Source organism: Endobacterium panacihumi, from assembly GCF_050847465.1.
Taxonomy (GTDB): domain Bacteria; phylum Pseudomonadota; class Alphaproteobacteria; order Rhizobiales; family Rhizobiaceae; genus Neorhizobium; species Neorhizobium panacihumi.
Window position 1 is genome coordinate 1,855,338 of record NZ_JBOZRA010000001.1, and the last position, 23,069, is coordinate 1,878,406.

Consider the following 23,069-nt stretch of genomic DNA (forward strand, 5'->3'; position numbering starts at 1 on the left):
ATCCTTAATATTCTCAGAAAGTTACCCGATCCGACGCCACATCCGGCAGTCGCTGCGGCGTCATGCGGACAAAAAAATCGCGCCCTCCTTTCGGAAGGCGCGACCTTTATTACTGCAGATGAAATCGATCTTACTGGAAGAGCGACAGGATGTTCTGCGTCGAGGAGTTGGCGATCGACAGAGCCTGGATACCCAGCTGCTGCTGCGTCTGCAGAGCCTTGAGGCGGGTCGATTCCTCGTTCATGTCGGCATCGACGAGCTTGCCAACGCCGGTATCGATGGAGTCCATCAGGTCGGCAACGAAGTCGTTCTGCATGTCGATACGGCTGTTGATCGAACCAACGTCAGCAGCAGCGTCCGTCATGTCCTGCAGAACAGTGTCGATGGCCTTCAGGGCTTCATCGAGCTGTGCCGCAGTATCCAGGTCACTGACGTCAAGCGTCATGACCGAGAAGCTGGCCGTCGTGCTGGTACCGGTAGAGTCGGTGTATTCGATGTTCTGGGACAGAAGCGCGCTGCCGGAGCTATCAACCTTGCCGTCGCCGTCGACGTAGATCAGCGAGGACTTCGACGTGTCGAAGTTCAGGGTCGTCAGGCTGACGCTGCCTTCCGAGTCACGGTTGAACGAACCAACGATCGACTGCGTGCCGGCAGCGTCATCGGCGCTGTGGTAAACCCAGTTTTCGCCCGAGAAGGAAGCCGACTTAGCGATCGACAGAAGCTGATCCTGCAGCTGCTTGATTTCCTTCTGGACCTTGTCCTTGTCAACGCCCGGCTCGGAAGCGGCGGTGATCTTGGCCTTGATTTCGTCAACGACGTCGATCGAGGCTTCCAGAGCGGTGTAGGCAACGTCGGTCGTGGCAGCGCCGAGACCGAGAGCGTCCTGAACGGTGGAGAGAGCCTTGTTGTCCGAACGCATGGTGGTTGCGATCGACCAGTAGGCAGCGTTGTCCGACGCGGTTTCAACCTTGTAACCGGACGAGATGCGGCCCTGCGTCTTTTCCATATCGGAATTGAGCGAACGCAGTGTCGACAGAGCGGCGGTTGCACCGGCGTTGGTGAGAATGCTGGTCATGGAATTTAGTCCCTTTTAAACAGAATACGGTGGGGGACATACCGGGCTGTAATTACCGGCGATGACGTCTGGCTTCATGCCCACTCGGCTCCTCCCGCTGGAGAAAACCAAACCCGTCATGTGAGAATGACACTCGCAAACAATGATTTCGGATTCCTTAAGCCGGCAGGCGAGAAACATCATAAAATTCGACCTTTTCCTCATCGCATGCCACCGGTTTCGAGCAAGCTTGAGCCACTAAGGCTAAAAGCTGGGGTTTTCGGCGCTTTTAATGCGCTTACCCTCTGTAAACCATATTGTTGGAGCTCACCGTTGACCCCGCAGACATTGTTCGCCGATGCTTCCAAGAGCTTTCAATGTGGCCGCTACACAGATGCGCTGAGCATACTCAACAGACTGCTGGACCATTCCAAGGACGACGAGACCTACGCCCTGCTTGCCAGAACGCTTCTGGCCCTCAACATGCGGGAAGAGGCGGCCCATACCTACACCCTGGCGGCGGAACTGGGAGGCCCACAGGCTGATCAATATTATGCCGAAGCGATGAAACTGTATTTCGAGCTTGGTAACGATGATGCAGCGCTGAGCCTTGGCCTGCCTATTCTCCGAAAGGCTCAGGAAGACCCGGATCTGGCTTTCATCATCGCCAGCCTTTTCCTCAAGCGTGGCGAAAAACAGGCGATACGCGCGTTTCTGCCGGCCCTGTCGGCCAGCAGCAATTCAAAACACACCAGCCTGGCATTCGCACTTTTGAGCGGAGCGGCCGATGACGTGAAAGATCGTCAGGCATTGGCAAACATGCTGGAGAAAATGCCGCGAAGCCTGCCGCTCCTGATGGCCTATCTCGTGATGCAGCGCGAGATCAACAATTATGACGAAATGGAACGCCGGCAGCCGCAACTGGACCGGATTCTTTCCAGCACACCACAGAAGCTGCTCCAGATCGAAGCGCCCTTCTACAATCTGACCTGGCTGGCAAATGAAGCGCTGAACAAAAAGGTCGGTTATTTTCCGGACGCCTATTCCAAGCAAAAACAAAAAGAGAGACGTTCGGCACCTCATGTCTGGGACAAGAAAATCCGTATCGGCTATCTCTCATCGGATCTGTGGTCTCACCATGCCACGATGAAACTGCTGAATGCCGTTTTGCTGGCGCATGACAGGGAGCGTTTCGACATCACGCTCTTCTGCTATACCGAAGAAAAATACCTCGGAGATCAGACCGAGCGTGAAAAATGGGGCCAGATTGTCAGCGTTCGCGACATGACGGATGCCCAGGCCGCCCGCACGATCGAGCAACACGGCACGGATATTCTCGTCGACCTCAAAGGCCATACCCGTGGCGGCCGGGCGATGATCCTCAACCACAGCAAGGTGCCGGTCCATGTCGCCTGGCTCGGGTTTCCCGGCACGACGGTGAACGTGGATCTCGACTACATCATCGGTGATGCACGTGTTCTGCCCGACAAGTCGAAACCGCATTACTGGGAAAAATTCTGCCGCCTGCCGGAATGCTATCAGCCCAACAATCCCCATCAGCCGGCCGCGAAGCGAGACCTTTACACCCGTGAGGATGCAGGCCTTGCGAAAGACGCATTCGTTTTCGCGTCCTTCAACTCCACCCGCAAGATATCGTTACGCACGATCAATCTGTGGATCCGCGTGCTAAAGGCGACCGCCGACAGCGTCATCTGGATTATGGTGAAATCTCCCGAGGCGCAGGCAAACATCGAGAAAAAGCTGATTGCAGGCGGCATCGACCGAAAACGGATCGCTTTCACGAAAATGGTGGCTTACCACGAGCATCTCTCCCGCATCACGCTTGCGGATGTGGGCCTCGATACATTTCCCTATAACGGCCACACCACCACCTCGGAACAGTTGTGGTCCGGGCTGCCGGTGCTGACACTGAAGGGCACACATTTCGCGTCGCGCGTTTCCGAAAGCCTGCTGCACGCCATCGGCCTTCCTGAAATGGTAGCCAAGGATGAAGCCGACTATGTGCGCATGGCGGCCGAACTGTACCAGAACCGCGACAAGGTGGCTGAATACGGAGAACGCCTTGCAGCCAACCGTCTGATGAAACCGTTGTTCGACGCCACGCGCTTCTGCAGGCATCTTGAAACCTCCTTCGAAATGATGGTGGCCCGCGCCCGGAAGGGTCTGATGCCGGACCATATCGACGTGCCTGCCTTGCCCGAGAACAAAACGAACTTCCTCTGAGAAATCCGCGAACCGAAAAAGGCGCCTCTGAACAGGCGCCTTTTTCGGTTTTAGCCGGCTTCCAGGCTCGGCCTGGATGTCAGGTTTTTCAGACCGCCGCTCCGGCATCGATGATCGATTTCAAACGTTGCGCCTGCGAGTGGCCGCTGATGATACCGAAGCCGCAGGTCGCAAGCCGGTCACGCTCCGCATCGTCCGCCACCAGCATGATCGCACGTCCGATCAGCGTTTCGTAGGGTTCGATCGCCAGTCCCTCTGCAAATGGCTGCACGTCTGGATCGGTTACGTCGCCCTCCGTCAACACACAGACCCTGTTGGCCAGAAGGAAGGAAACGCGGACGATTTCGAACACCTTGCTATCGAACTGGTGAATGTTCATCACGACCTTGGAGCGAGCGATCACGGCATCGCGTTCCTGACCGTAGACGTTGAACAGATGCGCGACCTTGAGCCCGCCAATCTGCAACGCACGCAGGATATCGGCGCGCCGTTTGTTGAGCGATCCGTAAAACAGGATGTCGATATCCTTGACCGGCACAGGCTCTATTCGCGTGAGGCACGCACTGTAGCCAATTTCGAGAAGGCCCGCATGGACGATACCTTTTTCGATGAGGCGGTCCCGATTGCGCGGACTATAGTCCACAACCGGGAAACTCTTCATGACGTTCAGATAGCGGGCGTTGATCCAGACACTATCATCAGACACCTGCTCGAGATTGATGATGACGCTGTCCTTCGGCAGAAGCGGAATGATCTCCTCCGGCAGAAGATTGCCGCCATAGATGATGGGGGCGCGTCCCGCGAACTGCCGCATGTCCGTGACGATCGGCAATGAACCACCAAGTTCCTGCCAAGCCCCCTGAAGACCGAGCGCCACTTCATCGAAGGCATGGCTATGCGGATAGCCTTGCGGCGTGACGATCCAGATGCAGCGCCGATCCTTGTGCGCCTCCCAGCCGCCGGCAAACGGCGTCAACGGTGATGACGTGGCGGTCGCTGCAATTTTGGGCTCATGTCGTGTCATCAAGTTGTCCATGGTCATTCTCCGATCTTGTATCCGGCGGGGATCAGCGGGCTGGCATCCAGGCCGGCGGATCGTCCATCTGCCAGATCACCTGCGGCTGTTTTACCAGCGGCTGGCGCGCCTCCTGCCATTCCCGGATGGCTCCCTGATCACGGGTGGCAACAAAAGTCTGCTTCAGCTCATAGAGGTGATGCAGCAGCCGCCCCAGACGAGGCCCGAACTTCCATTCGAAATCATCCTGTGTCGGGATGTAGCTGCGCACATCAAGATCTTTTGCGGCCGTGCTTTGCAGATAAAGGCCGAGCAGCCGCTCGATCACGAATGGCCGCATGGAAGCAGTTCTGTCGCGGCCGTAATTCGCCTGACCGGCATAGGTTCGACCGACGGCTGTATCGCTTCTGACCTCATTCTCGAACATGCCGAGGATTGTTTCGCAGAACTGGAAATAGCCATCCCAGAATGTCTGGTTGCCGCACATGTAGTTGCAGAAAAAGAATCGGTTTGCCGCCTGCGGCAACGCCGCGCCAAAACCCTTTTCGTTGAGATGCATGAAGATCGGTTCCATGCCGGGATGGCCGCCCATCATTGCCTGTTCCCAGACATTGGCATAGATGGCCGCGCAACCGATCAGCGGATTGTAAAGATAGGCGTCTGCCCCATCCGCCTGTGCTTTCGCGGCATCGATCAACAGGTCCTCGAAGGAGGAGACAGACTTCAACTCGAATTTTGTCGACACAAGGCCCCAGAATGCCGCGGCATCGAAACCTTCGGCCACATGGCGTTCACGCAGGTGAGCGAAGAGCTCGTATTCGCGGCTGGCGGCATCGGTATTGAAGGAGATGTCCAGCGCCACGGCTCGCGGGTGGATCTGACCAAGCTGCGACGCGTTGAGATAGGGCTGATAGATCACCACGGGCGCGGATTGACCACCCCCGGACAGATTCCGCATGTCGGCGGGCAAGGCGATAGGGATTGTCTGGTTTGTCGACAAGGTCTTAATCTCTGTTGCTACCCGCGAGGCCGAAAGTCATCGAGGCTATTGGCGTTGTCATAGCAACATGGCCGATCAATCTTGCGCGACCCTGTTTAGGGGAAAACAACGAGGGCCGGGCCAGGCGGACGGCAAGCTCCGCAACAGATTGATCTGCGACGGTGTGGCGATGTTTATAGAATGCGCCGGACGCCATTATTGCTCCTGTGCCAAAACAGCGGGTCTTGACGTGAACATGCAGACGGCACTTCAGAAACACTATCAGTACCAGAGCGCAGCCAATACGTGGTCACGTCCGGAAGGCGCGGAGGCGTTCACCTACTCGGACGGCGACGCAACCGAAAACCGCATCTACCAGATCATCCGCGACGCGCCCGACAAATCGGTGCTGTCGGTGGCTCTCAAGTCGGCGATTACGGACTGGCCGTCGCTTTATCATCTGAGTCCGCTGCGCGCTAATCTGCTTCGCCCCATCGCGGCCGATCTGCAGGGGCCGGTGCTCGAAATCGGATGTGGCTGCGGTGCGATCAGCCGTTTTCTCGGCGAACAGGGGCTTGAGGTGGTGGCCCTCGAAGGCAGCGTCCGGCGCGCGATGATCACTGCCGAGCGGTGCCGGGATCTGGCCAATGTCCAGGTTCTCGCCGAACCCTTCCAGAATTTCCAGTCCGACCAGAAATTCAAGACAATCACCCTGATCGGCGTGCTGGAATACGCCCGTGTTTTCTATCCCGGCACGGACGGCCGCGATCCTGTCGATCTGATGCTGGAACGTGTCTCCGAGTTGCTGGCGCCTGACGGCGTCCTGATCGTGGCGATCGAAAACCAGCTCGGCCTCAAATATTTTGCCGGCTTCAACGAGGATCATCTCGGCAAGCCGATGGTCGGGCTCGAAGGCAGCTACAACAACAAGAGCGTCGTCACCTTCGGCAAGAAGGAACTTGGCCAGCGGCTCAGCACAGCCAGCCTTGCCGAACAGGAATGGTGGTTTCCCTTTCCCGACTACAAGCTACCGATTACCGTCATTTCGGAAAAGGGCCTGACGACAGACGTCCCGGTCGACATTGCCGGCATGATCGGCGAAGCTTGCCGTGCCGACCAACAGGCGCCCGGCCTGACGACATTCTCTCTCGATCTCGCCTGGAGCGCGGTGGCGCGCAACGGCCTGGCCGCCGAACTTTCGAACTCCTTTCTGGTGATTGCCGGAAAGCAGAAGCGGGCACCCAAGGAGGCGTTCGCATATCACTTCGGCCATACCCGGCTGCCGCAATACGCCAAGGTCGTGGAGTTCAGGCCGGAAGGCGACGAATACGTCGCCGTCCGGCGTGAGATATCCGATATACCGGTCTCGTCGGACCCGATGGCGCCGCAATGGAAAACCACCTCGGAAAAGCTGGTGAGAGGCGAAGTCTGGCGCGACCGTCTGCGGCTGTTGCTGCAACGTCAGGGCTGGAGCGCCAATGATATCACTCTGTGGGCACAGGTGTGGTGGTTCACGGTCGCGGAAGCGTACAAGTCCGATCTGGACGGGGTTGCTTGCGACAAGAACACCTTGCTGCCCGCCTCCGCGATCGATGCCATCCCGCGCAACCTCATTGTCGAGGATAATGTCCACTTGACATTTATCGACCAGGAATGGACGGCTGCCGCCCCTGTCGAAATCGGTTACCTGCTTTATCGCGGTCTGGCCGAGGCCCTCAGCGGCGTCGACTTCTGCGCCCGGCCGAAAGACGGGGTGCCGACGCGAATTGCCGACATGCTGATCATCATGACAAAATCTCTCGGAATCGACCTGAGCATTGAGGATCTCGTGCGTTACGCCAAGGCAGAGTTCCTGCTGCAGGAACGCGTCAGCGGCAATGTCAACCGAACCACGGCGCAGGCCGTTCTCGGTCGCGTCATCCCCGAGCGGGTATCCTATCACGAGACGCTTCAGCACCAACGCTCGGTCATCGCGCATCAGTCCAAGCAGATAAACCAGTTGCTCGAACTGGCACGCCGCGCCACCGCGCAGCAGAAGCCTGCACCACAGACCCCAGACAGCCAGAATGCAGAATTGAAGCGCGCTCAGGACGACTGGAGCGATTTCCTGCTCGGCAAGTCCAAAATCAACCAATAAGCGACGAGAGCCTGTTCCATGTGGATGATCCCCGACTGGCTGTTCGATGCAGACTGGTATGAAAGCCGTTACGCCGCTGTGATCCCGGCGGAGATGGCGGGCAGAGAGCATTACGACCGGTTTGGCTCGGACCAAAATCTTTCGCCGCATCCGCTGTTCGATACCGATTGGTATTTCAGCTGCAATCCGACGGCGGTGTTTGCCGGAATAAGCGCTCCGGAACATTATCTCAAAACCGGTTCGGATCTCGGATACTCCCCTCACCCGCTTTTCGATAACAGATCGTATCGCGATGCCTATAGGGATAAGATCGCAGCGGCTGTGACGCCACTAGAGCACTACATCACGGTGGGGGAGGCACTCGATTTCAGGCCGAGCCCCTTATTCGATACGGGATATTATCGGCTCCGGCATGGCAACGATACGAACGCCTCCGCTCTGCTCAAGCATTATCTCGCCCATGGGCACCTGCCCGGTCATGATCCCAACGAATTTTTCGACACCGCATGGTATATCGACCGGAATGACATCGGTGCGCGCAGCGCACTTGAACACTATGTTCTGATCGGCGAGCAGATCGGTCTGCTGCCCCACCCTCTGTGGGACGAAGAGCTCTATCTGTCGAAAAACGCAAAGCTGCGCAAGCTCGTCGCGTGCGGCGTTCTCCTCAGCGGCTATCGCCATTTCGTCGCTGAAGGTTCGCTGCAGGCAGATAAAGGCCAGTGCCAGTTCTTTTTCAACTTTGAAGGCCAGTATTACTTCTACAACAGCACCGCCTACCTGCAGGACAATCCGGCTGCCGAGGCTGCACTGGCAAGCGGCCGCATCTCATGCGGACTGGCTTACCTGTTCAGCGAGGGGCTGGCGGCATTCAAAGGAAGGCAACAGCCGTTCTACAGCAGCGATCGCGACGTCCGGCTGATCGACAATATAGAAGGTTCTGCTGCCATCGACGGCCGCTACCTGTGTCTCTTTGCCCACTTCGACCGCCACGATCTGGTCGATCCCTACGTCATCACCTATCTCAAGGCGCTGAGAAGCGCCGGCGCCGACATCATCTTCATCACGCCCACCGGCAATGCAGCAGAGCTTGAAAAGGTATTGCCATATGTTTCGCGTGTGCTGGTCAAGGTGAACCATGGCCACGATTTCGGCTCGTGGTGGCTGGCCCTGTCCGAACTCGGCCTCGACATCACCGAAGGCTATCAACGCGTCATTTTCGCAAATGACAGCATCTACTTCCCGGTTCGCCCGGCCGAGCCGCTTTTTGAGGCGGTTTCCCGGCAGACGGCCAATGTTTTTGCGCTCAGCGATAGCTACGAAGTCTCTCATCATCTGCAAAGCTACTTCCTGTCCTTCGATGAGACGGCTCAGCGCGTGCTGCTGCCCATTTTCATGGAAAGCTTCGCCTGCGCCCATCTTCTCCCGAAAAGCGAAATCATTCAGCGTTATGAAATCGGCCTCACGCGCATGGCCCGGGAACAGGGGCTGACATGCAGTTCCTTCTATTCTGCGCGCAAAGGCTTCCAGCAGATCCTCGAAAATCCGAAATTCGATCGCTGGAAGAAATTCATGAGTGAACGTCTCGGCGTGTGCAATCCGAGCATTGTCTTGTGGGATATGCTGATCGAGCATTTCGACTGGCCAGCACTGAAGGTCGCATTCCTGATCTCCAGTTTCCCATTCAGCAGGGAACGCGCGTCTGAACTTCCGCGACTTGTCGCAGATGGCGCGCAGAATATCCAGGACGTGATCAATCATCAGCGGCGCATCGCCTCGTGAAGCCGTGACGAGACAAGATGGGCCAATCCGTGGACATGACTTGGTCCACAGCCACATCGGTCAGCGATCATCAAAAGAAGCGCTTCAAATGACTGAGGCGCTTTTTTTATGTCGTTGCGATATTCCGAGATGGTGACATCCTGTGGACAGGTGACCTCACGCGAATGCGTTGAACCGATACCGGTCTCTGCTCCCGCATTGAGATGATCGCTTCCCGCACGGCGTTGCCGTCACAGAACCCCGTGTCAGACACGGGGCCCGATGATGACGCTCAAGCGATCCCGGTTATACAGAATGCCGAACGGTCCTAAACTTCGCAGCGGAAAACAGCAACATCGGTGTGATGCCCCACTTTTTCGATGCGGCTAAACCGACCGGTCTTCCTCAACGTCTCCGAAAGCGGCTCATGGAAGAACACAAGATAGTTGGCATCGACATGTTGGTGCCGTACCTCGTAACCGGATATGACCAATCTCTTCTTCGTTTTTGATGAGGCGAATTCGACCAGAGACCGGTACACGTCCGGGTCATTCTGATGGATTAATACTTCCATGCAAATGACCATGTCATGCGGCGCGACGCTTTCGGCATGCCGATCGAGTTCAAAGACCCTGAAATCCCACTCCGGCTTTGCTGTCTTAGCGATGCGGATGGCTTCATGCGATCGGTCCAGCCCGAGGTATTGTTTGATATCGAATGCCTTGACGACTTCAATATCGCCGGAGCCGATATCGAGCACACTCTCGACTTGCTCGATACCGTTCTCGATCAGGAGCTTGCGCTTGTAGGCCAGGTTTTCTCCGCGAGAACCAACACCCGATCCGCGTTGCGGATTGACCTTATAACGAAGATTCCAGAACAGATCGTTGCGAAACTCGTTTTTAATGAGAGTATTTGCCTTGGCAAAGGCATCCTGCACCATCGGATTTATATCGCAAAGCGGCGACAGAAGGCCCTGATCGTTAACACAATGCTCGTGGTAATGCAGAATCTTGATCGGCTTTTCAGCTTCGGCATATATGTGCCGGCCCGAAAAATGTCCGTAATAATTGTAATTCGAGCTCAAAGGTTCATAGGCGATGCCATCGGCACTGATCGTCATCCACATCGCAACCTGATCGATATTGTCCGATCTTCCGGCACGTTTCAGCGGCCCTGGATTTTCGAGAAGCCACAGTGCCCATTTTCTCCAGCCAGCTCTCACAGAAGACAAAAGCTGTTTGGGGATGATGTAGACGCCGCCATTGCAATTGCCTCTGAATGTTTCCCCGAGGCTCGTGTCCGACAACATCGTAGGACCGTTTGAAGGTATCTGAGCCGCCGCGGCCACTTCACGCAGAACAGGAATCGGCGGATTTGGCGTATCGACAACCTTTGCCTTCAGCGACGTGCCGGTCGCCAGTTCCGAAATGTCTCCCAGAACCATCGTGTCCGCATCCAGCAGAACCAGATAGTCGAAGTCTGATTCATTAAATACCGACAGCTGGGCAATCTTGTTGCAGTACTTCTTGTCGCCAAAAGCCTCTATGCGATGGGTCGTATAGCCTTTGCCAGCAAAGATGAGGACCAGATCCTCGGATACATCCGACGTGAACTGAACGTGGATGTCGGCGGGACGAGCACCGGCGTATTCGACCAGAGATTTTGCGCAGTAATAGGCCTGGAAGACGAACTTCGGGTGTACATCGACGGCAATCGAGTAAACAACCTTGCCCGGCTTTTGTGGATTAACCTGCGGCGCTTCAACAGCGGATGTCGCGCGCCCTCCTTCCAACAAACCAAGCAACCTGGCAATTTCCTGGTCTTTGGCTCGGACAATTGCGCTATGGTTTTTGAGCGTATCGAACACATTTTGCCGAGAAGGAATGATATTGCCGAATATTGTTGCGGCTTGAAGTTCAACCAAACGACCTGAAGCCACCTGCCGGAAGGTTTGTTCCATGGCGAGATATCGGACACAGTCCTCATCGGAAAGCGGCAGGCCAACGGCTCTGGTGGCGATCTCCAACAGCTGCCGGACCTGCATTTTCGATCCGGATTGCGATTTTTCGCAAAATTTAAGGCCCGCAAATGCATCATAAAGGCCGCGGAAGAGCAGGAAACCCAGCTCGACATTTCCACGCACGCCCCATTTCAAATTGACGAAGCGAATCATGCCGCTTTCATTGAACATCAGATTGCGTGGAGTGGCGTCGAGCAAAGTGCCCGATATGGGATTGCTCGCCCACAGTTTCAGATCACGTGTCAGACCGATCTTTTCCCTGACGGCATCCCACCAGATCCGTGCCCAGCTTTCGAGGTCGGAAATGGGCCAGTTATCACGGCCGACGATATATTGGAGCTCTTCCTTCCACCGTCTGCCGTCGATCAGAGGTTCCCGCTCAAGCTGAAGTTCGATCGGCGTGTTGCCACCTGCTGCTTCCTGCGGAATAAGCCGTTTGCGGTCGACATAATAACCATCTTCATCCCGACCAAATTCGACGGTCGTGCGATATTCGACAGGTCTTGGCAGTCCGTAATGACGGCCAAACACCTCATCTCGTGCGATCTCGCTTGCCGATGAGACGACGAGGAATGAGTTGGCCAATTCTCCTGCCAACCCATTGCGGGTGACGGAACTCCATGCAAAATCCGTCGAAAAGGTCGTAACTGCCGGCGCTTGGGTATCGGTCTTGCAGGCAGCACTGATGAGACCAGAGAAGTCTGCGGGCACTTCTGGCGCAAAAGCATCATCCCTGAGAACGGAAACGGGCAGCTTGTAATCCGGATAAGGATACCACCACTCCTGATGTTTCAGGCCCGCATTGCCTATTCGCCTGCCCAACTCGGCCTTGCCGAATGTAACGACACCGCGGGACGTATACCGATCTTCGACGCCGACCATAGCCTCGCCGAGATGATCTTCCGGGAAGCCTGCAAAATACTTCAGACCGAGCTGGTTTTCGATGGCAACGATCAGCACGCCATCGGGTTCGAGATAGCGGGCAGCATGCTCGAGCATGAGATCGACCGGATCACGCCCCTGCTTCCTAGAGAAGTATATGCGCGCATATTCCAGAACACCGATCAGCGTGACCGTTTTGAACTTGCGCTCAGGGATGAAGTCCTGAAAGGGATCGACCACGACATGGACATTGTCCAGACCACGGCAACGTTCCGCCGCAATTGCCGCACGGCGCGGACTGCCTTCAAGCGCCACGAGTTCGACACCGGCTTCTCCCAAAAATCGGGATATAGCCCCACATCCTGCCCCGACTTCAAGAACCGGCCCCTGAATGTGGTCCATGATAGGGCGCAACACATTGGCCCGCTCCGAACTCAGATGATAAAGCGACGGCCAGTCAGTTATCGAATTCCGGATCTCGGCCGAGAAAATCGAGCGATCTTGAGCATTCCTTATGATGTTATAGATGCGCTGCTCGATCTCATCGCCATCGGAATAGTTGAAACCCCGCACATTATCGGCGCGATGCCACAAATTGCGATCCTGGCTGTACGCGTAGGACGACGTTAGCTCCGTTTTCATTCAACCAGCCCTGCTTCTTATCAGATTGAACCGGCATAGCTTTTTTGAATTTCACGGCGGTTCGCACTGATATTCGTTTCCGATGGACGGCATTGTCGTCACGAACAAACCGCTTTAACCGAGTAGATACGGCGATTACCTTGCGTCTGCCTGATCTTAACAAAGAGCCGCCTCCTGCCCACGGCAGATTACCGCCGATAAAAAGCGCCCCCTTTTCCAACGCACTTACCCCTAAGCTCGGCACCTTTGCGCCGGCTTCGCGTGGATTTGATTCTATCAGACTAGCGGGATGTAGCCGTACCGTTCAATTGAACGACCGAACCAAGCTCCCCACCAGCAGGTTCCAGCCGTCGATCAGCACGAAGAACAGGATCTTGAACGGCAGCGAGATCGATGTCGGCGGCAGCATCATCATGCCCATGGACATGGTGATGGCGGCGACGATCATGTCGATAACGAGGAAGGGCAGGATGATCAGAAAACCGATCTCGAAACCGCGACGGATTTCCGACAGCATGAAGGCCGGAATTAGTACGCGGTAATCCACCTGTTCCGGCGTGCCGACTGACTGGCCGCGCTCACGGGCGATATCGACGAACAGCGACAGGTCCTTGTCGCGCGTATTGGCGCTCATGAACACGCGAAAAGGTTCGGCGATCCGCTCGACGGCCTGTGCTTCGGTGATCTGGTTCGACAGCATCGGCTGCACGCCTTCGTTCCAGGCGCGGTCGAATGTGGGAGACATGACGTAGAAGGTCATGAACATCGCCATCGAGACCAGAACCATGTTCGGCGGCGACGTGCCCATGCCCATGCCGGAGCGCAGGATGGAAAAGGCGATGACGAAGCGCGGGAAGCTCGTCACCATGATCATGATGCCGGGGGCGACGGAAAGGACGGTCAGAAGGCCAAAGGTGCGGATAATCCACGAGGCCGCAGAACCGTCCGTCGGCAGATTGAGAAGATCTGCCGGCGACTGCTGTGCGTGGGCCAGGCCCGGTGCCGCGACGATGACGGCGAGCAGTACGAGAAGTCGAATCATTCAATCACGAAGGTTCTGAACATCACCTTCGATACGCGCCCTTTTGCACGCAGGTCAACACGCTCCTGGAGGTCATCCCGAAGATATTGGAAGCCGCGCGGACCTTCTATCTGCTGCAACGAAACCGTGCGCAGATAGGACATAATATCCTGATGGATTTCCTGGGCGAGCGGCACATCCGTCGGACCGCGGAACATCAGCGCGACTTCCAGCCGCACCCAGTTGTCGGACGGGTAGGCCAGATTGGTGGTGATGGGATCGAGCAGCACGATGCCGTTGGCTTCCGTGGAGATCGGCTGGATGCCGGCTTCCTCTTTCGCGCCTTCGCCGTGGCCGCCGGCCGCTGGCATCGCGGCTGCGGTCGCCGGCGTCTCCGGAACAGGGGGAGCGATCATACCGCCCAGAACCCAGCCGCCCCCGGCGCCGACGAGCGTCACGATCGCCACACCGGCGATCGTCATCACCATGCCGCCCTTTTTCTTGGCCTGGCCTTCTTCCGGCGTCGTTTCATCCATCGCCATGGTCCTTAACCCCCACCCTGCCGCTTAGAATGGCGAATACATGTCGACGACCTGCTGGCCGATCGGCGGCTGCTGCACTTCCGTCATGCGGCCGCGGCCACCGTAGGAGATGCGGGCTTCGGCAATCTTGTCGTAGGAAATCTGGTTTTCGGCATCGACATCCTTCGGACGCGCGATACCGGCGACGTTCAGGATACGGATCTCGTGGTTGACGCGCACTTCCTGCGAACCGCTGATCAGGAGGTTACCGTTTTCGAGAACGCCGGTGACGACGGCGGCAACCATCAAATTGAGCTTTTCAGCACGCTTGATCGTCCCCTTGCCGTTGCTCTCGCTCGAGGAATCCGTGCCCATGTCGGCGGATGTGCCGGCATCGGTGCTGAAGCCGAGGAAATTCTTGATCCCGGCATTCCATGTCAGGCTGGTCGAATTGGTGCGGGTGCGGTCGGTCTCGTTGTCGAAATCGGCCTTGTCGTTGATCTTGATCTCGACCGTCAGGATGTCGCCGATATTCAACGCGCGGGCATCCTTGAACAGGGCGGCCTGATTGTCGCTCCACAGCGAATAACCGCTGGCCATCTGGCGCGGCTGTTTCGGATAGGACGACATCTGCGGCGCCTGCGCATATTGCAGGCCGCTGCCGATCGGGCTCATCGCCGGGGCGTTGCCGATTTCCTTGAGCGTCTGGTTGTTCTGGCAACCTGCCAGAAACAGGACGGCGATCAGGGCTGAGGCGCGCTTCATTATGTACGGTCCTTCGAGGTATTGGGGTCGGATGCGCTGGCGATGATCGTCGAGATCATGCCCGCCTTCTGCGGGTCCATCTCTGCAAGGATCAGGCCCGACTGGCGCGCCGGCAATTTCATGATGATCGCCGCGGCGATCTCCATCTTCATCTCGGCAAGCTGCGGCGCCGCCGCATCCGGCTTCATGGTCTTGAAGATATCGACGAGGCCGAGTTCGGCGCTCTTGAGGAAATCGTTGCGGCGCTTCAGCCAGTCCTCGTATTCCGCTTTGCGGGTTTCCAGCGTGGCGATACGGGCATCGACATCCGATTGCAGCTTTTCCAGTTCCTGCTTCTGCAGAAGATAACGCTGGTCGCGCGCCGGGTCGGCGATATTGGTGCAGAAACGCTGGATATCGTCGGCCGTGGTCGGCGCGATCGGATCGGCCTGCTGTTGTGCATTGACCTGCGGCACGGCTGCCAGAACGGCGCCTGCGACGAGAAGCCTGCGCACCATCGATGCGGAAATCGTGATCGTGAACATCGCTTTTGTCTCCGTCATTGCAGCACCAGTTCCGCCTGAAGCGCACCTGCGGACTTGATGCCCTGAAGGATGGCGATGACGCCGTCCGGCTTGACGCCGATGCTGTTGAGCCCGGCCACCAGCGTGCGCAGGTCGGGGCCATTGAGGATGGCGACCTGGCCGCCGTCCTTCATCGCCATGATGTCGGTCTGCTCCTGGACGGCGGTCCGGCCGTCGGAGAAAGGCTCCGGCTGGATAATCTGAGGCGTCTCGGTGACCTGCACCGTGAGCGTGCCGTAGCTGACCGCAACGCGCGACACCTTGACGTCGGCGCCGATGACGATCGTGCCGGTGCGTTCGTTGATGACGACCTTGGCCGGCGTATCGGTCTGGACGACGAGATTCTCGATTTCCGCCATGAGGCGGGTCAGATCGGCCTGACGCGGTTTGGAAATGATGACTTCCTGGCTATCGCGCGCTTCGGCAACCGGGCCGCCGTAGCGCTGCGAGGCAAAAATGTTGACGGCGTCGGCCATGCGCTGGGCGGTGGAAAAATCCGGGTTGCGCAATTGCAGGACCAGATTGACGGAATCCTTGAATTTCGACGGCAGTTCACGCTCGATGATCGCACCGTTCGGCACGCGGCCGGACGTGGTGACACCTTCGGTCAGCGTTGCGGCCGCACCCTGCGCCTGGAAACCGGACACCACGACCGCGCCTTGCGCCACGGCATAGATCTGGCCGTCGGCGCCGGACAGCGAGGTCATCACCAGCGTGCCACCACGCAGCGACGTGGCATCGCCGAGCGACGAGACATTGACGTCGATACGGCTGCCGGGGCTGGCAAACGGCGGCAGGTTGGCAGTGACCATGACGGCTGCCAGGTTCTTCGCATTGGACTGACCGCCCTGCATGGAGATACCGAGATTCTGCAGCATGGCGCGCATGGACTGGTCGGTAAACGGTGAGGATCGCAGGCTGTCGCCCGAGCCCTGCAGACCGACGACCAGACCATAGCCGATCAGCTGGTTTTCGCGGCCGGCCTGCAAAGAGGCGATATCCTTGATGCGGGCTGCATCGGCAAATGCCGGCTGCACCGGCGCAAACAGCGCGGCAAATGCAAGAGACAGGGCAATAAAACGCTTCATAATCATTTCGCCATCACCTGCACGGTGCCGTCGGCCATGACAGTGCCGCTGACGGACAGGCCGGAATCGATATTGCGAACGCGGATGACGTCACCGACCGAACCGTTCTGCAGCGGCGAGCCCGAGGCGGAAATCACCATGTTGCCGATACCGAAAGTGAGCCGGACATTGGCGCCGCGCTTGACGAGATAAGGTACTCGCAGCGAGGAGACGAGAATGGTGCGGCCCGGCAGCAGCGTGCGGTTGGTGATCATGCCTGTCACTTGATCGGCGGAGCGCGCATAGTCGCCGGCGAGGTTCGGGTTGGTCACCTCGACCACATCGAGGGCGGAAGGAGAGATTTCCTCTCCCGGATAGATGATCCGCGTCGGCACGACGGCCATGCCCATATTGGCGCCCATGTCGGCTGCGGTCGGCGTGGCCAAGCCCGCAGCGAGAAGCGACAGAAGGGTAAGGACGGTCTTTCGGCCGATCCTTGCTGCATTTTCGTGTGTCCGGCGAAACATCATGTCTGCCCTGCCTTTTGGGTTTACTTGAGGTTTTTACTGACGATCGAGGCCATTTCGTCCGCGGTCGTAATGACCTTGGAATTCATCTCGTAGGCGCGCTGCGCCGAGATCAGGTCGGTGATTTCCTTGACCGCATCGACGTTGGACGATTCGAGATAACCCTGACGAAGGTAACCGTAGCCCGGGTCTTCCGGAGCGGCGATGACCGCTTCGCCCGATGCCGGCGTTTCGGCGTAAAGGTTGTCACCGAGCGGCTTCAGGCCGGCTTCATTGGCGAAATTCGCCATGGTGAGCTGGCCGACCTCGGTATAATCGGTGGCATTGCCGATGCGAACGCTGACCTGGCCGGTACGGCTGATGACGGTTTCAGTCACATTGGCCGGGAAGGTGATATTCGGAATGACCTGGTAACCTTCGATGGTGACCAGCTGGCCATCGCCATTCTGGTTGAAGGCACCGGCGCGGGTGTACATCGTGCCGCCATCCGGCGACTGGACCTGGAAGAAACCACGTCCGACGATCGCCAGATCGAGGTTGTTTTCCGTGTGGGTCAGCTGGCCCTGTTCGTGAATGTAACGAACCGCCGCCGTCTGCACACCGAGACCGATATTGGCGCCTTCCGGCACGATGGCCTGGTTGGCACGGTTCGGCACGCCCTGGGCACGCTCGGTTTGATAGAGAAGATCGGAAAACTCCGCACGGCCGCGCTTGAAGCCGGTCGTGTTGATGTTGGCGATGTTGTGGGCGATGACCTCAAGATTGGTCTGCTGGGCATCCATGCCCGTCGCTGCAACGGAAAGTGCTCTCATTGGTACGGTCCCTTTCCGCTACTAGATCTGCATCTTCGAGATGTCGAGGTAAGCCGAGACCAGCTTGTCGCGCAGCGCGATGGCGGTCTGCAGCGACTGGTTTGCTTCCATGACGGCATCAACGACTTCACGCGTGTTGGCCTTGCCCTGGATGGCTTCGAACGATTTGCTTTCAGCGGTCTTCAGAGCATCGACCGTGGAGTTCGCAACGCTGCCGAGCACGCTTGCGAAGCTGACACCGGCATTTTCGACCGGCTTCTGGACCTGGCCGAGCAGCGAGGTGGTGTTCTCGTCCGACGAGATGGAACCGATGCCGCGAGACAGCGAAAGCGAGCTAAGGCCCTTGATTGCGTCGATCATTGTGAGCTCTTCAGAAGTTCGATGGTGGAGGAAACGATGTCACGCGTCTGCTTGATCATCTGGAGATTGGCATCATAGCTGCGGTTGGCTTCGCGCATGTCGGCCATTTCGATCAGCATGTTGACATTGGGCATCTTGACCATGCCCTTCGCGTCGGCCGCCGGATGGCTCGGATCGTATTCCTGAGCGAAATCGCCCCGGTCGACGCCAAGCTTCTTGACCGCAACCAGTTCCGTACCGGCAACCTTGTCCATTTCGGCGCCGAAGGTAATGGTCTTGCGACGATAGGGATCGGCGCCGGGCGTATCGCCCGTGGTGCGTGCGTTGGCGATGTTTTCCGATACGATGCGAAGTCGGGTGGCCTGGGCCTCCATCCCCGACCCTGCGATCTTCGAAGCGGCTGCGAGCGGATCCATTTCCTTACCTCTTCACTGTCAAAAGCATCATGCTGTTGAACGACTTCACCAGATTGGCGGAAAGCTCGTACTGGCGTTTGACTTCACCGGCCTTCGACAGCTCCTTGGAGAGTGCGACGGTGTTGCCGGATTCCTGGATACCGATCTCGTCGTTCAGAGCGGCGTCCTCGACCTTGACGTTGTTGCTGAGAGTGCTGTCGCCGAAATGCGCCGCATTGGTACGCGCCATCCGCATGGACGTGTTGTCCATGACGGCATCGAAGGATGCGACATCCTTCGCCTTGTATTCGGGCGTGTTGGCGTTCGCGATATTGTTGGCGACGACTTCCTGGCGCACAGACAACCACTCGGCCTGCTTCGATGCCAGCGCGAATAATTGAATGGGTTGCATAGGCTTCTCTCCATTTTGTAAGCGAAGCCTATGCGAGTAATCTTGCGTCAGACTTACGGGCGCGACGTTCCTTCATTGGAATAAATCTCGCCGGCCGAGGTGACGATCACCCATTTGCCATCACGCTGTTCGAGCGTGGCCAGGCGGCTGTTGTCGGGCAGGATCGAGCCGACGCGCACCATATACATGCCGGCGGCATCCTCGATCAGCGCGCGGCCGTTCGACACATGCATCAGGCGGAACCCACCACGTCCCGGAAGCGGCTGTTCTTCCATGAGATCCTGTGGCGACCCCTGACGAACGGCCCCCACGGACGAGGTCGTCGCCGTGGTGATGTTGTCGATTGGGTCGAGCGGCGGCTTGGGCTGGTCGTCCTTGGTATTGTCGACCATGGCGAGCGGCGAAACACTGAAGACATTGCGGGCGTGGCCGGGCGGCAGATCACGCGTGTGATCCATCGGATTGACCTTGATGCCGAACTTGTCCTCGTTCAGGAACACATACCACGGGAAAAAGGCCGAGGCGCCGGCAAGCACGATGCCGACGGCCAGAACCATGTGGTCGGAAAGCTTGGATTTCGGCTTCGGTCCCCGGATCGGCTTTACCGGAACATCCTGGTCGTCTTCGATCACGGTTTATCCTCTCGGTCGGGGGGGCGGCGCCATGCCTGCGCGCAGCGCATTGGCCAGATCCGCATAGGCATCTGCACTGGCTTGGTCGGACGGCGTCTGTTTGAGGACGTCGTAAATGATCGGGACCTGCTTGATGGCCATATCGAGATCGGCATCGCTGCCGGGGCGGTAGCCACCGATCAGGCGCAGGTCGCGGGTTTCCTCGAAGCGGTGGATCAGCGATTTCAGGCGCGACACCAGTTTTTCCTGATCGCCCGTCCAGGCCTTGCGGGCCAGACGCGAAATCGATGACAGCGGGTTGATGGGCGGATAACGCCCCTCTTCCGCCAGACTGCGTTCGAGCACGATATGGCCATCGAGAATACCGCGCGCCGAGTCGGCGATCGGATCGTTGTGGTTGTCGCCATCGACGAGAATGGAGATGATTGCGGTGATCGTGCCGCTGCCTTCCGGACCAGGGCCGGAGCGCTCCAGCAAGCGCGGCAGTTCGGTGAACACCGAGGCCGGGTAACCACGCGCGACCGGCGGTTCGCCTGCGGCAACCGCGACTTCGCGGATGGCATGCGCGAAACGGGTGACACTGTCGGCAATGAACAGCACATTCTCGCCCTTGTCGCGAAAATGTTCGGCGATGGTGACGGCGACGAGCGGCGCCATCTTGCGCAGCATCGGGCTCTCGTCAGAAGTGGCGACCACGGCGATCGATTTCGCCATGTTGTCGCCCAGCGTATCCTCGATGAATTCGCGCACTTCGCGGCCGCGCTCGCCGACCAGCGCGATCACCACCTTGTCGAAGGCATCGGCGCGGGCGAGCATGGACAGAAGCGTCGATTTGCCGACACCGGAACCGGCAAAAATGCCGAGACGCTGGCCGAGGCAGAGCGGCGAAAAGATATCGATGGCGCGGACACCGGTCATGAAACCGGTTTCGACACGCTTGCGGGTCATCGACGGTGGCGCCGTATTGGAAATCGAGCGACGATCGAACCCGGAAGACAGCGGGCCGCGATTGTCGATCGGTTCGCCCAGCGAATTGATCGTGCGGCCGCACCAGCTGTCGTCCGGCGCGATGCGGAAGGCGCCTTTCTGGATGACCACGTCGCCGATGCCGATCGGCTCGCCCGGCTGGATCGGGCAGACATAGACCTCGTCCGGCTCGACGCGGACGACTTCGCCGAGATGAATGCCGGTGGCGGTGCGGTGGCCGACAAATTCACCGAGCCGCACATGTTTGGAAAGGCCGCTGACGGTGTAGTGGCCTGCAGCAATGGTGCGCACGCGGCCACCATGCGCGACGGACTGTTCCGGCGCGGCATGGCGTTTTGCGAGACCTGCGATGTGCGCCAGTCTGCCCGTGGCCAGGGTTTCGGCGATGATCGTTTCCATTCGTCAGATCATCCTCAGCGTGAGCCGCCCAACGTCTTGATCGCTTCGGAAAGCGACGATTCACTATCGCGCATCAGCGAGGCAATGCCTTCGAAGGCGCGGTTCACCTGGATGAGTTCGGTCATCTGGCCGATGCCATTGACGTTGGATTCTTCGACATATCCCTGCACGACGGCGGTGCTGATCGTATCGACGACCGGCTGCGGATTGTCGGTCGGGATCACGCCGGAATTTTCGTAACGCAGGTAACCCTTGGAAATATCGGCGGTGAACACACCGATCTGGCCCATGCGAACGCCATCCTGCAGGATGCCGCCATCGGCACCGACTTCCGGCGGACCGCCGGCGCGGTTGAGCTGGATCGGCGCACCGCCGGCATCGAGAACCGGGAAACCACGGACCGAGACGAGTTCGCCGGTTTCCTTCATGGTGAAGCGTCCGTCACGCGTCAGCACCTGGCCGGCCGGCGTATCGAGAGAGAAATAACCATCGCCCTTGATGGCGAAATCGAGCGAGTTGCCGCTCGCCTCCAACGCGCCGCTGCGCGTTGAAAGATAGTCGTTACCCTGAGTGACGAAGGCGACCTTGGCATTGATATCGTTGCGGGTCTTGCTCATGACCTCGTCGAACTTCACCTCCGTGGCCCGGAAGCCGACGGTGTTCATGTTTGCCATGTTGTCGGCAATCGTGTTGAGCCGGCGCTCGAGCGCGATCTGTGAAGAAATGCCGACATACAGTCCGGATTGCATATCATCTGCCTCCGTGTTTCAGGGAAAACGTCGCGTGCACATGCGGGTGGAAACCAGAGGAATACCTCCGCAAATCATGTACGCTTCGGGCGGAATTCCGACCGATCACCGCGGAAACTAGGCAGGAAGACTTGTGCGAAACTGTCTCAGGTCACGGCCGTGAAAAGCCAGTGACAGCCAGCCTCACGCAAGCCAGAACCCGTATCCCATCAACACGAGAAAAAGATCGGGCATAGATACGCGATGACTATTATTATCGGATTTGTGATCAGCGTCGGCTGCATTATCGGCGGCTTCATGGCGATGGGCGGGCATGTGGATGCCCTTTTCCAGCCGTTCGAACTGGTGATCATCGGCGGTGCGGGTCTCGGTGCCTTCGTCATGGGCAACCCGCTGAAAGTGGTGAAAGATTCCGGCAAGGCTATCGGCGAGGCGTTCAAATACGCCGTCCCGAAAGAGCGCCATTATCTCGACGTGCTCGGCGTTCTTTATTCGCTGATGCGCGACCTGCGCACCAAGTCGCGCAACGAGATCGAAGCGCATATCGACAATCCGGACGAATCCCCGATCTTCCAGTCGGCTCCGACCGTTCTGAAGAACAAGGAACTGACGTCCTTCATCTGTGACTACGTTCGCCTCATCATCATCGGTAATGCCCGCAGCCACGAGATCGAGGCGCTGATGGATGAAGAAATCGAAACGATGATGCACGACAAGATGAAGCCGTATCATTCGCTCGTGGCGATCGGCGACAGCTTTCCGGCCATTGGCATCATCGCCGCCGTTCTCGGCGTCATCAAAGCCATGGCCAAGATCAACGAATCGCCGGAAGTGCTCGGCGGCCTGATCGGCGCCGCTCTCGTCGGCACCATGCTCGGCATCTTCCTCTCCTACTGCCTGATGAACCCGCTGACCTCGCAGATCAAGATCGTTCGCGGCAAGCAGCACCGACTCTACATCATCGTCAAGCAGACCCTGCTTGCCTACATGAACGGCTCGGTCCCGCAGGTTGCGCTCGAATACGGCCGCAAGACCATCTCCAACTACGAACGCCCGTCGATCGACAGTGTCGAGCAGGAGATGATGAATCCGGGCGGCGGTGCAGAGAGGGCGGCCTAAACC

19 protein-coding genes and 1 pseudogene are annotated in these 23,069 nt (G+C 58.1%); 4 read left to right on the forward strand and 16 right to left on the reverse strand.

The window, feature by feature from the left end; all coding sequences use genetic code 11:
• Window positions 1-130: 130 nt before the first annotated feature.
• Window positions 131-1,075: a flagellin N-terminal helical domain-containing protein gene (locus ACRQ1B_RS09285; protein WP_432293300.1), complete on the reverse strand. Its 945-nt coding sequence runs from the start codon at window positions 1,073-1,075 to the stop codon at window positions 131-133.
• A gap of 312 nt (window positions 1,076-1,387) precedes the next feature.
• Here ACRQ1B_RS09285 and ACRQ1B_RS09290 point away from each other — a divergent pair, with 312 nt between their 5' ends.
• Window positions 1,388-3,298, forward strand: a complete 1,911-nt coding sequence (locus tag ACRQ1B_RS09290; protein ID WP_432293301.1) for an O-linked N-acetylglucosamine transferase, SPINDLY family protein — start codon at window positions 1,388-1,390, stop codon at window positions 3,296-3,298.
• An 88-nt stretch (window positions 3,299-3,386) separates the two neighbouring features.
• Here the strand turns inward: ACRQ1B_RS09290 and ACRQ1B_RS09295 are convergent.
• Window positions 3,387-5,313, reverse strand: a pseudogene (locus ACRQ1B_RS09295) (CgeB family protein).
• Between the two features lie 235 nt (window positions 5,314-5,548).
• On the opposite strand from ACRQ1B_RS09295, the gene ACRQ1B_RS09300 reads away from it, so the two are divergent.
• Together ACRQ1B_RS09300 and ACRQ1B_RS09305 are read left to right on the forward strand one after the other, a co-directional pair.
• On the forward strand, window positions 5,549-7,429 hold the full coding sequence (locus tag ACRQ1B_RS09300) for a class I SAM-dependent methyltransferase (RefSeq protein WP_432293302.1): 1,881 nt from the start codon (window positions 5,549-5,551) through the stop codon (window positions 7,427-7,429).
• A gap of 18 nt (window positions 7,430-7,447) precedes the next feature.
• On the forward strand, window positions 7,448-9,211 hold the full coding sequence (locus ACRQ1B_RS09305) for a rhamnan synthesis F family protein (RefSeq protein WP_432293303.1): 1,764 nt from the start codon (window positions 7,448-7,450) through the stop codon (window positions 9,209-9,211).
• A 307-nt stretch (window positions 9,212-9,518) separates the two neighbouring features.
• On the opposite strand, the gene ACRQ1B_RS09310 is transcribed toward ACRQ1B_RS09305, so the two are convergent.
• The 14 genes from ACRQ1B_RS09310 to flgF all read right to left on the reverse strand — a co-directional run bounded on the left by ACRQ1B_RS09310 (window position 9,519) and on the right by flgF (window position 21,947).
• Window positions 9,519-12,737: a methyltransferase gene (locus tag ACRQ1B_RS09310; protein WP_432293304.1), complete on the reverse strand. Its 3,219-nt coding sequence runs from the start codon at window positions 12,735-12,737 to the stop codon at window positions 9,519-9,521.
• A 304-nt stretch (window positions 12,738-13,041) separates the two neighbouring features.
• Window positions 13,042-13,779: a flagellar type III secretion system pore protein FliP gene (fliP, locus tag ACRQ1B_RS09315; RefSeq protein ID WP_432293305.1), complete on the reverse strand. Its 738-nt coding sequence runs from the start codon at window positions 13,777-13,779 to the stop codon at window positions 13,042-13,044.
• The gene (locus ACRQ1B_RS09320; RefSeq protein ID WP_432293850.1) at window positions 13,776-14,294 is read right to left on the reverse strand and encodes a flagellar basal body-associated FliL family protein; all 519 of its coding nucleotides are present in this window, start codon (window positions 14,292-14,294) and stop codon (window positions 13,776-13,778) included. Before ACRQ1B_RS09320 ends, fliP begins: the two co-directional genes overlap by 4 nt.
• 30 nt (window positions 14,295-14,324) lie before the next feature.
• Window positions 14,325-15,044 carry a flagellar basal body L-ring protein FlgH gene (gene flgH / locus ACRQ1B_RS09325; RefSeq protein WP_432293306.1) on the reverse strand — a complete coding sequence of 240 codons (720 nt, stop codon included), beginning with the start codon at window positions 15,042-15,044 and terminating at the stop codon, window positions 14,325-14,327.
• Window positions 15,044-15,568, reverse strand: coding sequence for a MotE family protein (locus ACRQ1B_RS09330; protein ID WP_432293307.1), 525 nt, complete (start codon window positions 15,566-15,568; stop codon window positions 15,044-15,046). Before ACRQ1B_RS09330 ends, flgH begins: the two co-directional genes overlap by 1 nt.
• A gap of 14 nt (window positions 15,569-15,582) precedes the next feature.
• Entirely contained in the window at window positions 15,583-16,701 is a 1,119-nt protein-coding gene (locus tag ACRQ1B_RS09335; RefSeq protein ID WP_432293308.1) for a flagellar basal body P-ring protein FlgI, read from the reverse strand.
• On the reverse strand, window positions 16,698-17,204 hold the full coding sequence (flgA, locus tag ACRQ1B_RS09340) for a flagellar basal body P-ring formation chaperone FlgA (protein WP_432293309.1): 507 nt from the start codon (window positions 17,202-17,204) through the stop codon (window positions 16,698-16,700). Before flgA ends, ACRQ1B_RS09335 begins: the two co-directional genes overlap by 4 nt.
• A gap of 20 nt (window positions 17,205-17,224) precedes the next feature.
• Complete coding sequence (flgG, locus tag ACRQ1B_RS09345) at window positions 17,225-18,013, reverse strand: flagellar basal-body rod protein FlgG (RefSeq protein ID WP_432293310.1); 789 nt, start codon at window positions 18,011-18,013, stop codon at window positions 17,225-17,227.
• A 21-nt stretch (window positions 18,014-18,034) separates the two neighbouring features.
• Window positions 18,035-18,373: a flagellar hook-basal body complex protein FliE gene (gene fliE / locus ACRQ1B_RS09350; RefSeq protein WP_432293311.1), complete on the reverse strand. Its 339-nt coding sequence runs from the start codon at window positions 18,371-18,373 to the stop codon at window positions 18,035-18,037.
• Window positions 18,370-18,789, reverse strand: a complete 420-nt coding sequence (gene flgC, locus ACRQ1B_RS09355; RefSeq protein WP_432293312.1) for a flagellar basal body rod protein FlgC — start codon at window positions 18,787-18,789, stop codon at window positions 18,370-18,372. The genes fliE and flgC overlap by 4 nt, the downstream gene beginning before the upstream one ends.
• 4 nt (window positions 18,790-18,793) lie before the next feature.
• Window positions 18,794-19,180 (reverse strand): flagellar basal body rod protein FlgB, encoded by a 387-nt coding sequence (gene flgB / locus ACRQ1B_RS09360; RefSeq protein ID WP_432293313.1) that lies wholly within the window; start codon window positions 19,178-19,180, stop codon window positions 18,794-18,796.
• 53 nt (window positions 19,181-19,233) lie between these two features.
• Window positions 19,234-19,776 (reverse strand): flagellar protein, encoded by a 543-nt coding sequence (locus tag ACRQ1B_RS09365; protein WP_432293851.1) that lies wholly within the window; start codon window positions 19,774-19,776, stop codon window positions 19,234-19,236.
• Window positions 19,777-19,815: 39 nt separating this feature from the next.
• Complete coding sequence (gene fliI, locus ACRQ1B_RS09370; RefSeq protein WP_432293314.1) at window positions 19,816-21,198, reverse strand: flagellar protein export ATPase FliI; 1,383 nt, start codon at window positions 21,196-21,198, stop codon at window positions 19,816-19,818.
• Window positions 21,199-21,212: 14 nt separating this feature from the next.
• Window positions 21,213-21,947, reverse strand: a complete 735-nt coding sequence (gene flgF, locus ACRQ1B_RS09375) for a flagellar basal-body rod protein FlgF (protein WP_432293315.1) — start codon at window positions 21,945-21,947, stop codon at window positions 21,213-21,215.
• 243 nt (window positions 21,948-22,190) lie between these two features.
• Between flgF and motA the strand changes: the two genes are divergently transcribed.
• Window positions 22,191-23,066, forward strand: coding sequence for a flagellar motor stator protein MotA (gene motA / locus ACRQ1B_RS09380; RefSeq protein ID WP_432293316.1), 876 nt, complete (start codon window positions 22,191-22,193; stop codon window positions 23,064-23,066).
• Window positions 23,067-23,069 lie beyond the last annotated feature (3 nt).

Coding starts and splice junctions, on each gene's coding strand:
- ACRQ1B_RS09285 (WP_432293300.1), bottom strand. CDS start 1,075: ATGACCAGCATTCTCACCAACGCCGGTGCAACCGCCGCTCTGTCGACA.
- ACRQ1B_RS09300 (WP_432293302.1), top strand. CDS start 5,549: ATGCAGACGGCACTTCAGAAACACTATCAGTACCAGAGCGCAGCCAAT.
- ACRQ1B_RS09305 (WP_432293303.1), top strand. CDS start 7,448: ATGTGGATGATCCCCGACTGGCTGTTCGATGCAGACTGGTATGAAAGC.
- ACRQ1B_RS09310 (WP_432293304.1), bottom strand. CDS start 12,737: ATGAAAACGGAGCTAACGTCGTCCTACGCGTACAGCCAGGATCGCAAT.
- fliP (WP_432293305.1), bottom strand. CDS start 13,779: ATGATTCGACTTCTCGTACTGCTCGCCGTCATCGTCGCGGCACCGGGC.
- ACRQ1B_RS09320 (WP_432293850.1), bottom strand. CDS start 14,294: ATGGATGAAACGACGCCGGAAGAAGGCCAGGCCAAGAAAAAGGGCGGC.
- flgH (WP_432293306.1), bottom strand. CDS start 15,044: ATGAAGCGCGCCTCAGCCCTGATCGCCGTCCTGTTTCTGGCAGGTTGC.
- ACRQ1B_RS09330 (WP_432293307.1), bottom strand. CDS start 15,568: ATGTTCACGATCACGATTTCCGCATCGATGGTGCGCAGGCTTCTCGTC.
- ACRQ1B_RS09335 (WP_432293308.1), bottom strand. CDS start 16,701: ATGATTATGAAGCGTTTTATTGCCCTGTCTCTTGCATTTGCCGCGCTG.
- flgA (WP_432293309.1), bottom strand. CDS start 17,204: ATGATGTTTCGCCGGACACACGAAAATGCAGCAAGGATCGGCCGAAAG.
- flgG (WP_432293310.1), bottom strand. CDS start 18,013: ATGAGAGCACTTTCCGTTGCAGCGACGGGCATGGATGCCCAGCAGACC.
- fliE (WP_432293311.1), bottom strand. CDS start 18,373: ATGATCGACGCAATCAAGGGCCTTAGCTCGCTTTCGCTGTCTCGCGGC.
- flgC (WP_432293312.1), bottom strand. CDS start 18,789: ATGGATCCGCTCGCAGCCGCTTCGAAGATCGCAGGGTCGGGGATGGAG.
- flgB (WP_432293313.1), bottom strand. CDS start 19,180: ATGCAACCCATTCAATTATTCGCGCTGGCATCGAAGCAGGCCGAGTGG.
- fliI (WP_432293314.1), bottom strand. CDS start 21,198: ATGGAAACGATCATCGCCGAAACCCTGGCCACGGGCAGACTGGCGCAC.
- flgF (WP_432293315.1), bottom strand. CDS start 21,947: ATGCAATCCGGACTGTATGTCGGCATTTCTTCACAGATCGCGCTCGAG.
- motA (WP_432293316.1), top strand. CDS start 22,191: ATGACTATTATTATCGGATTTGTGATCAGCGTCGGCTGCATTATCGGC.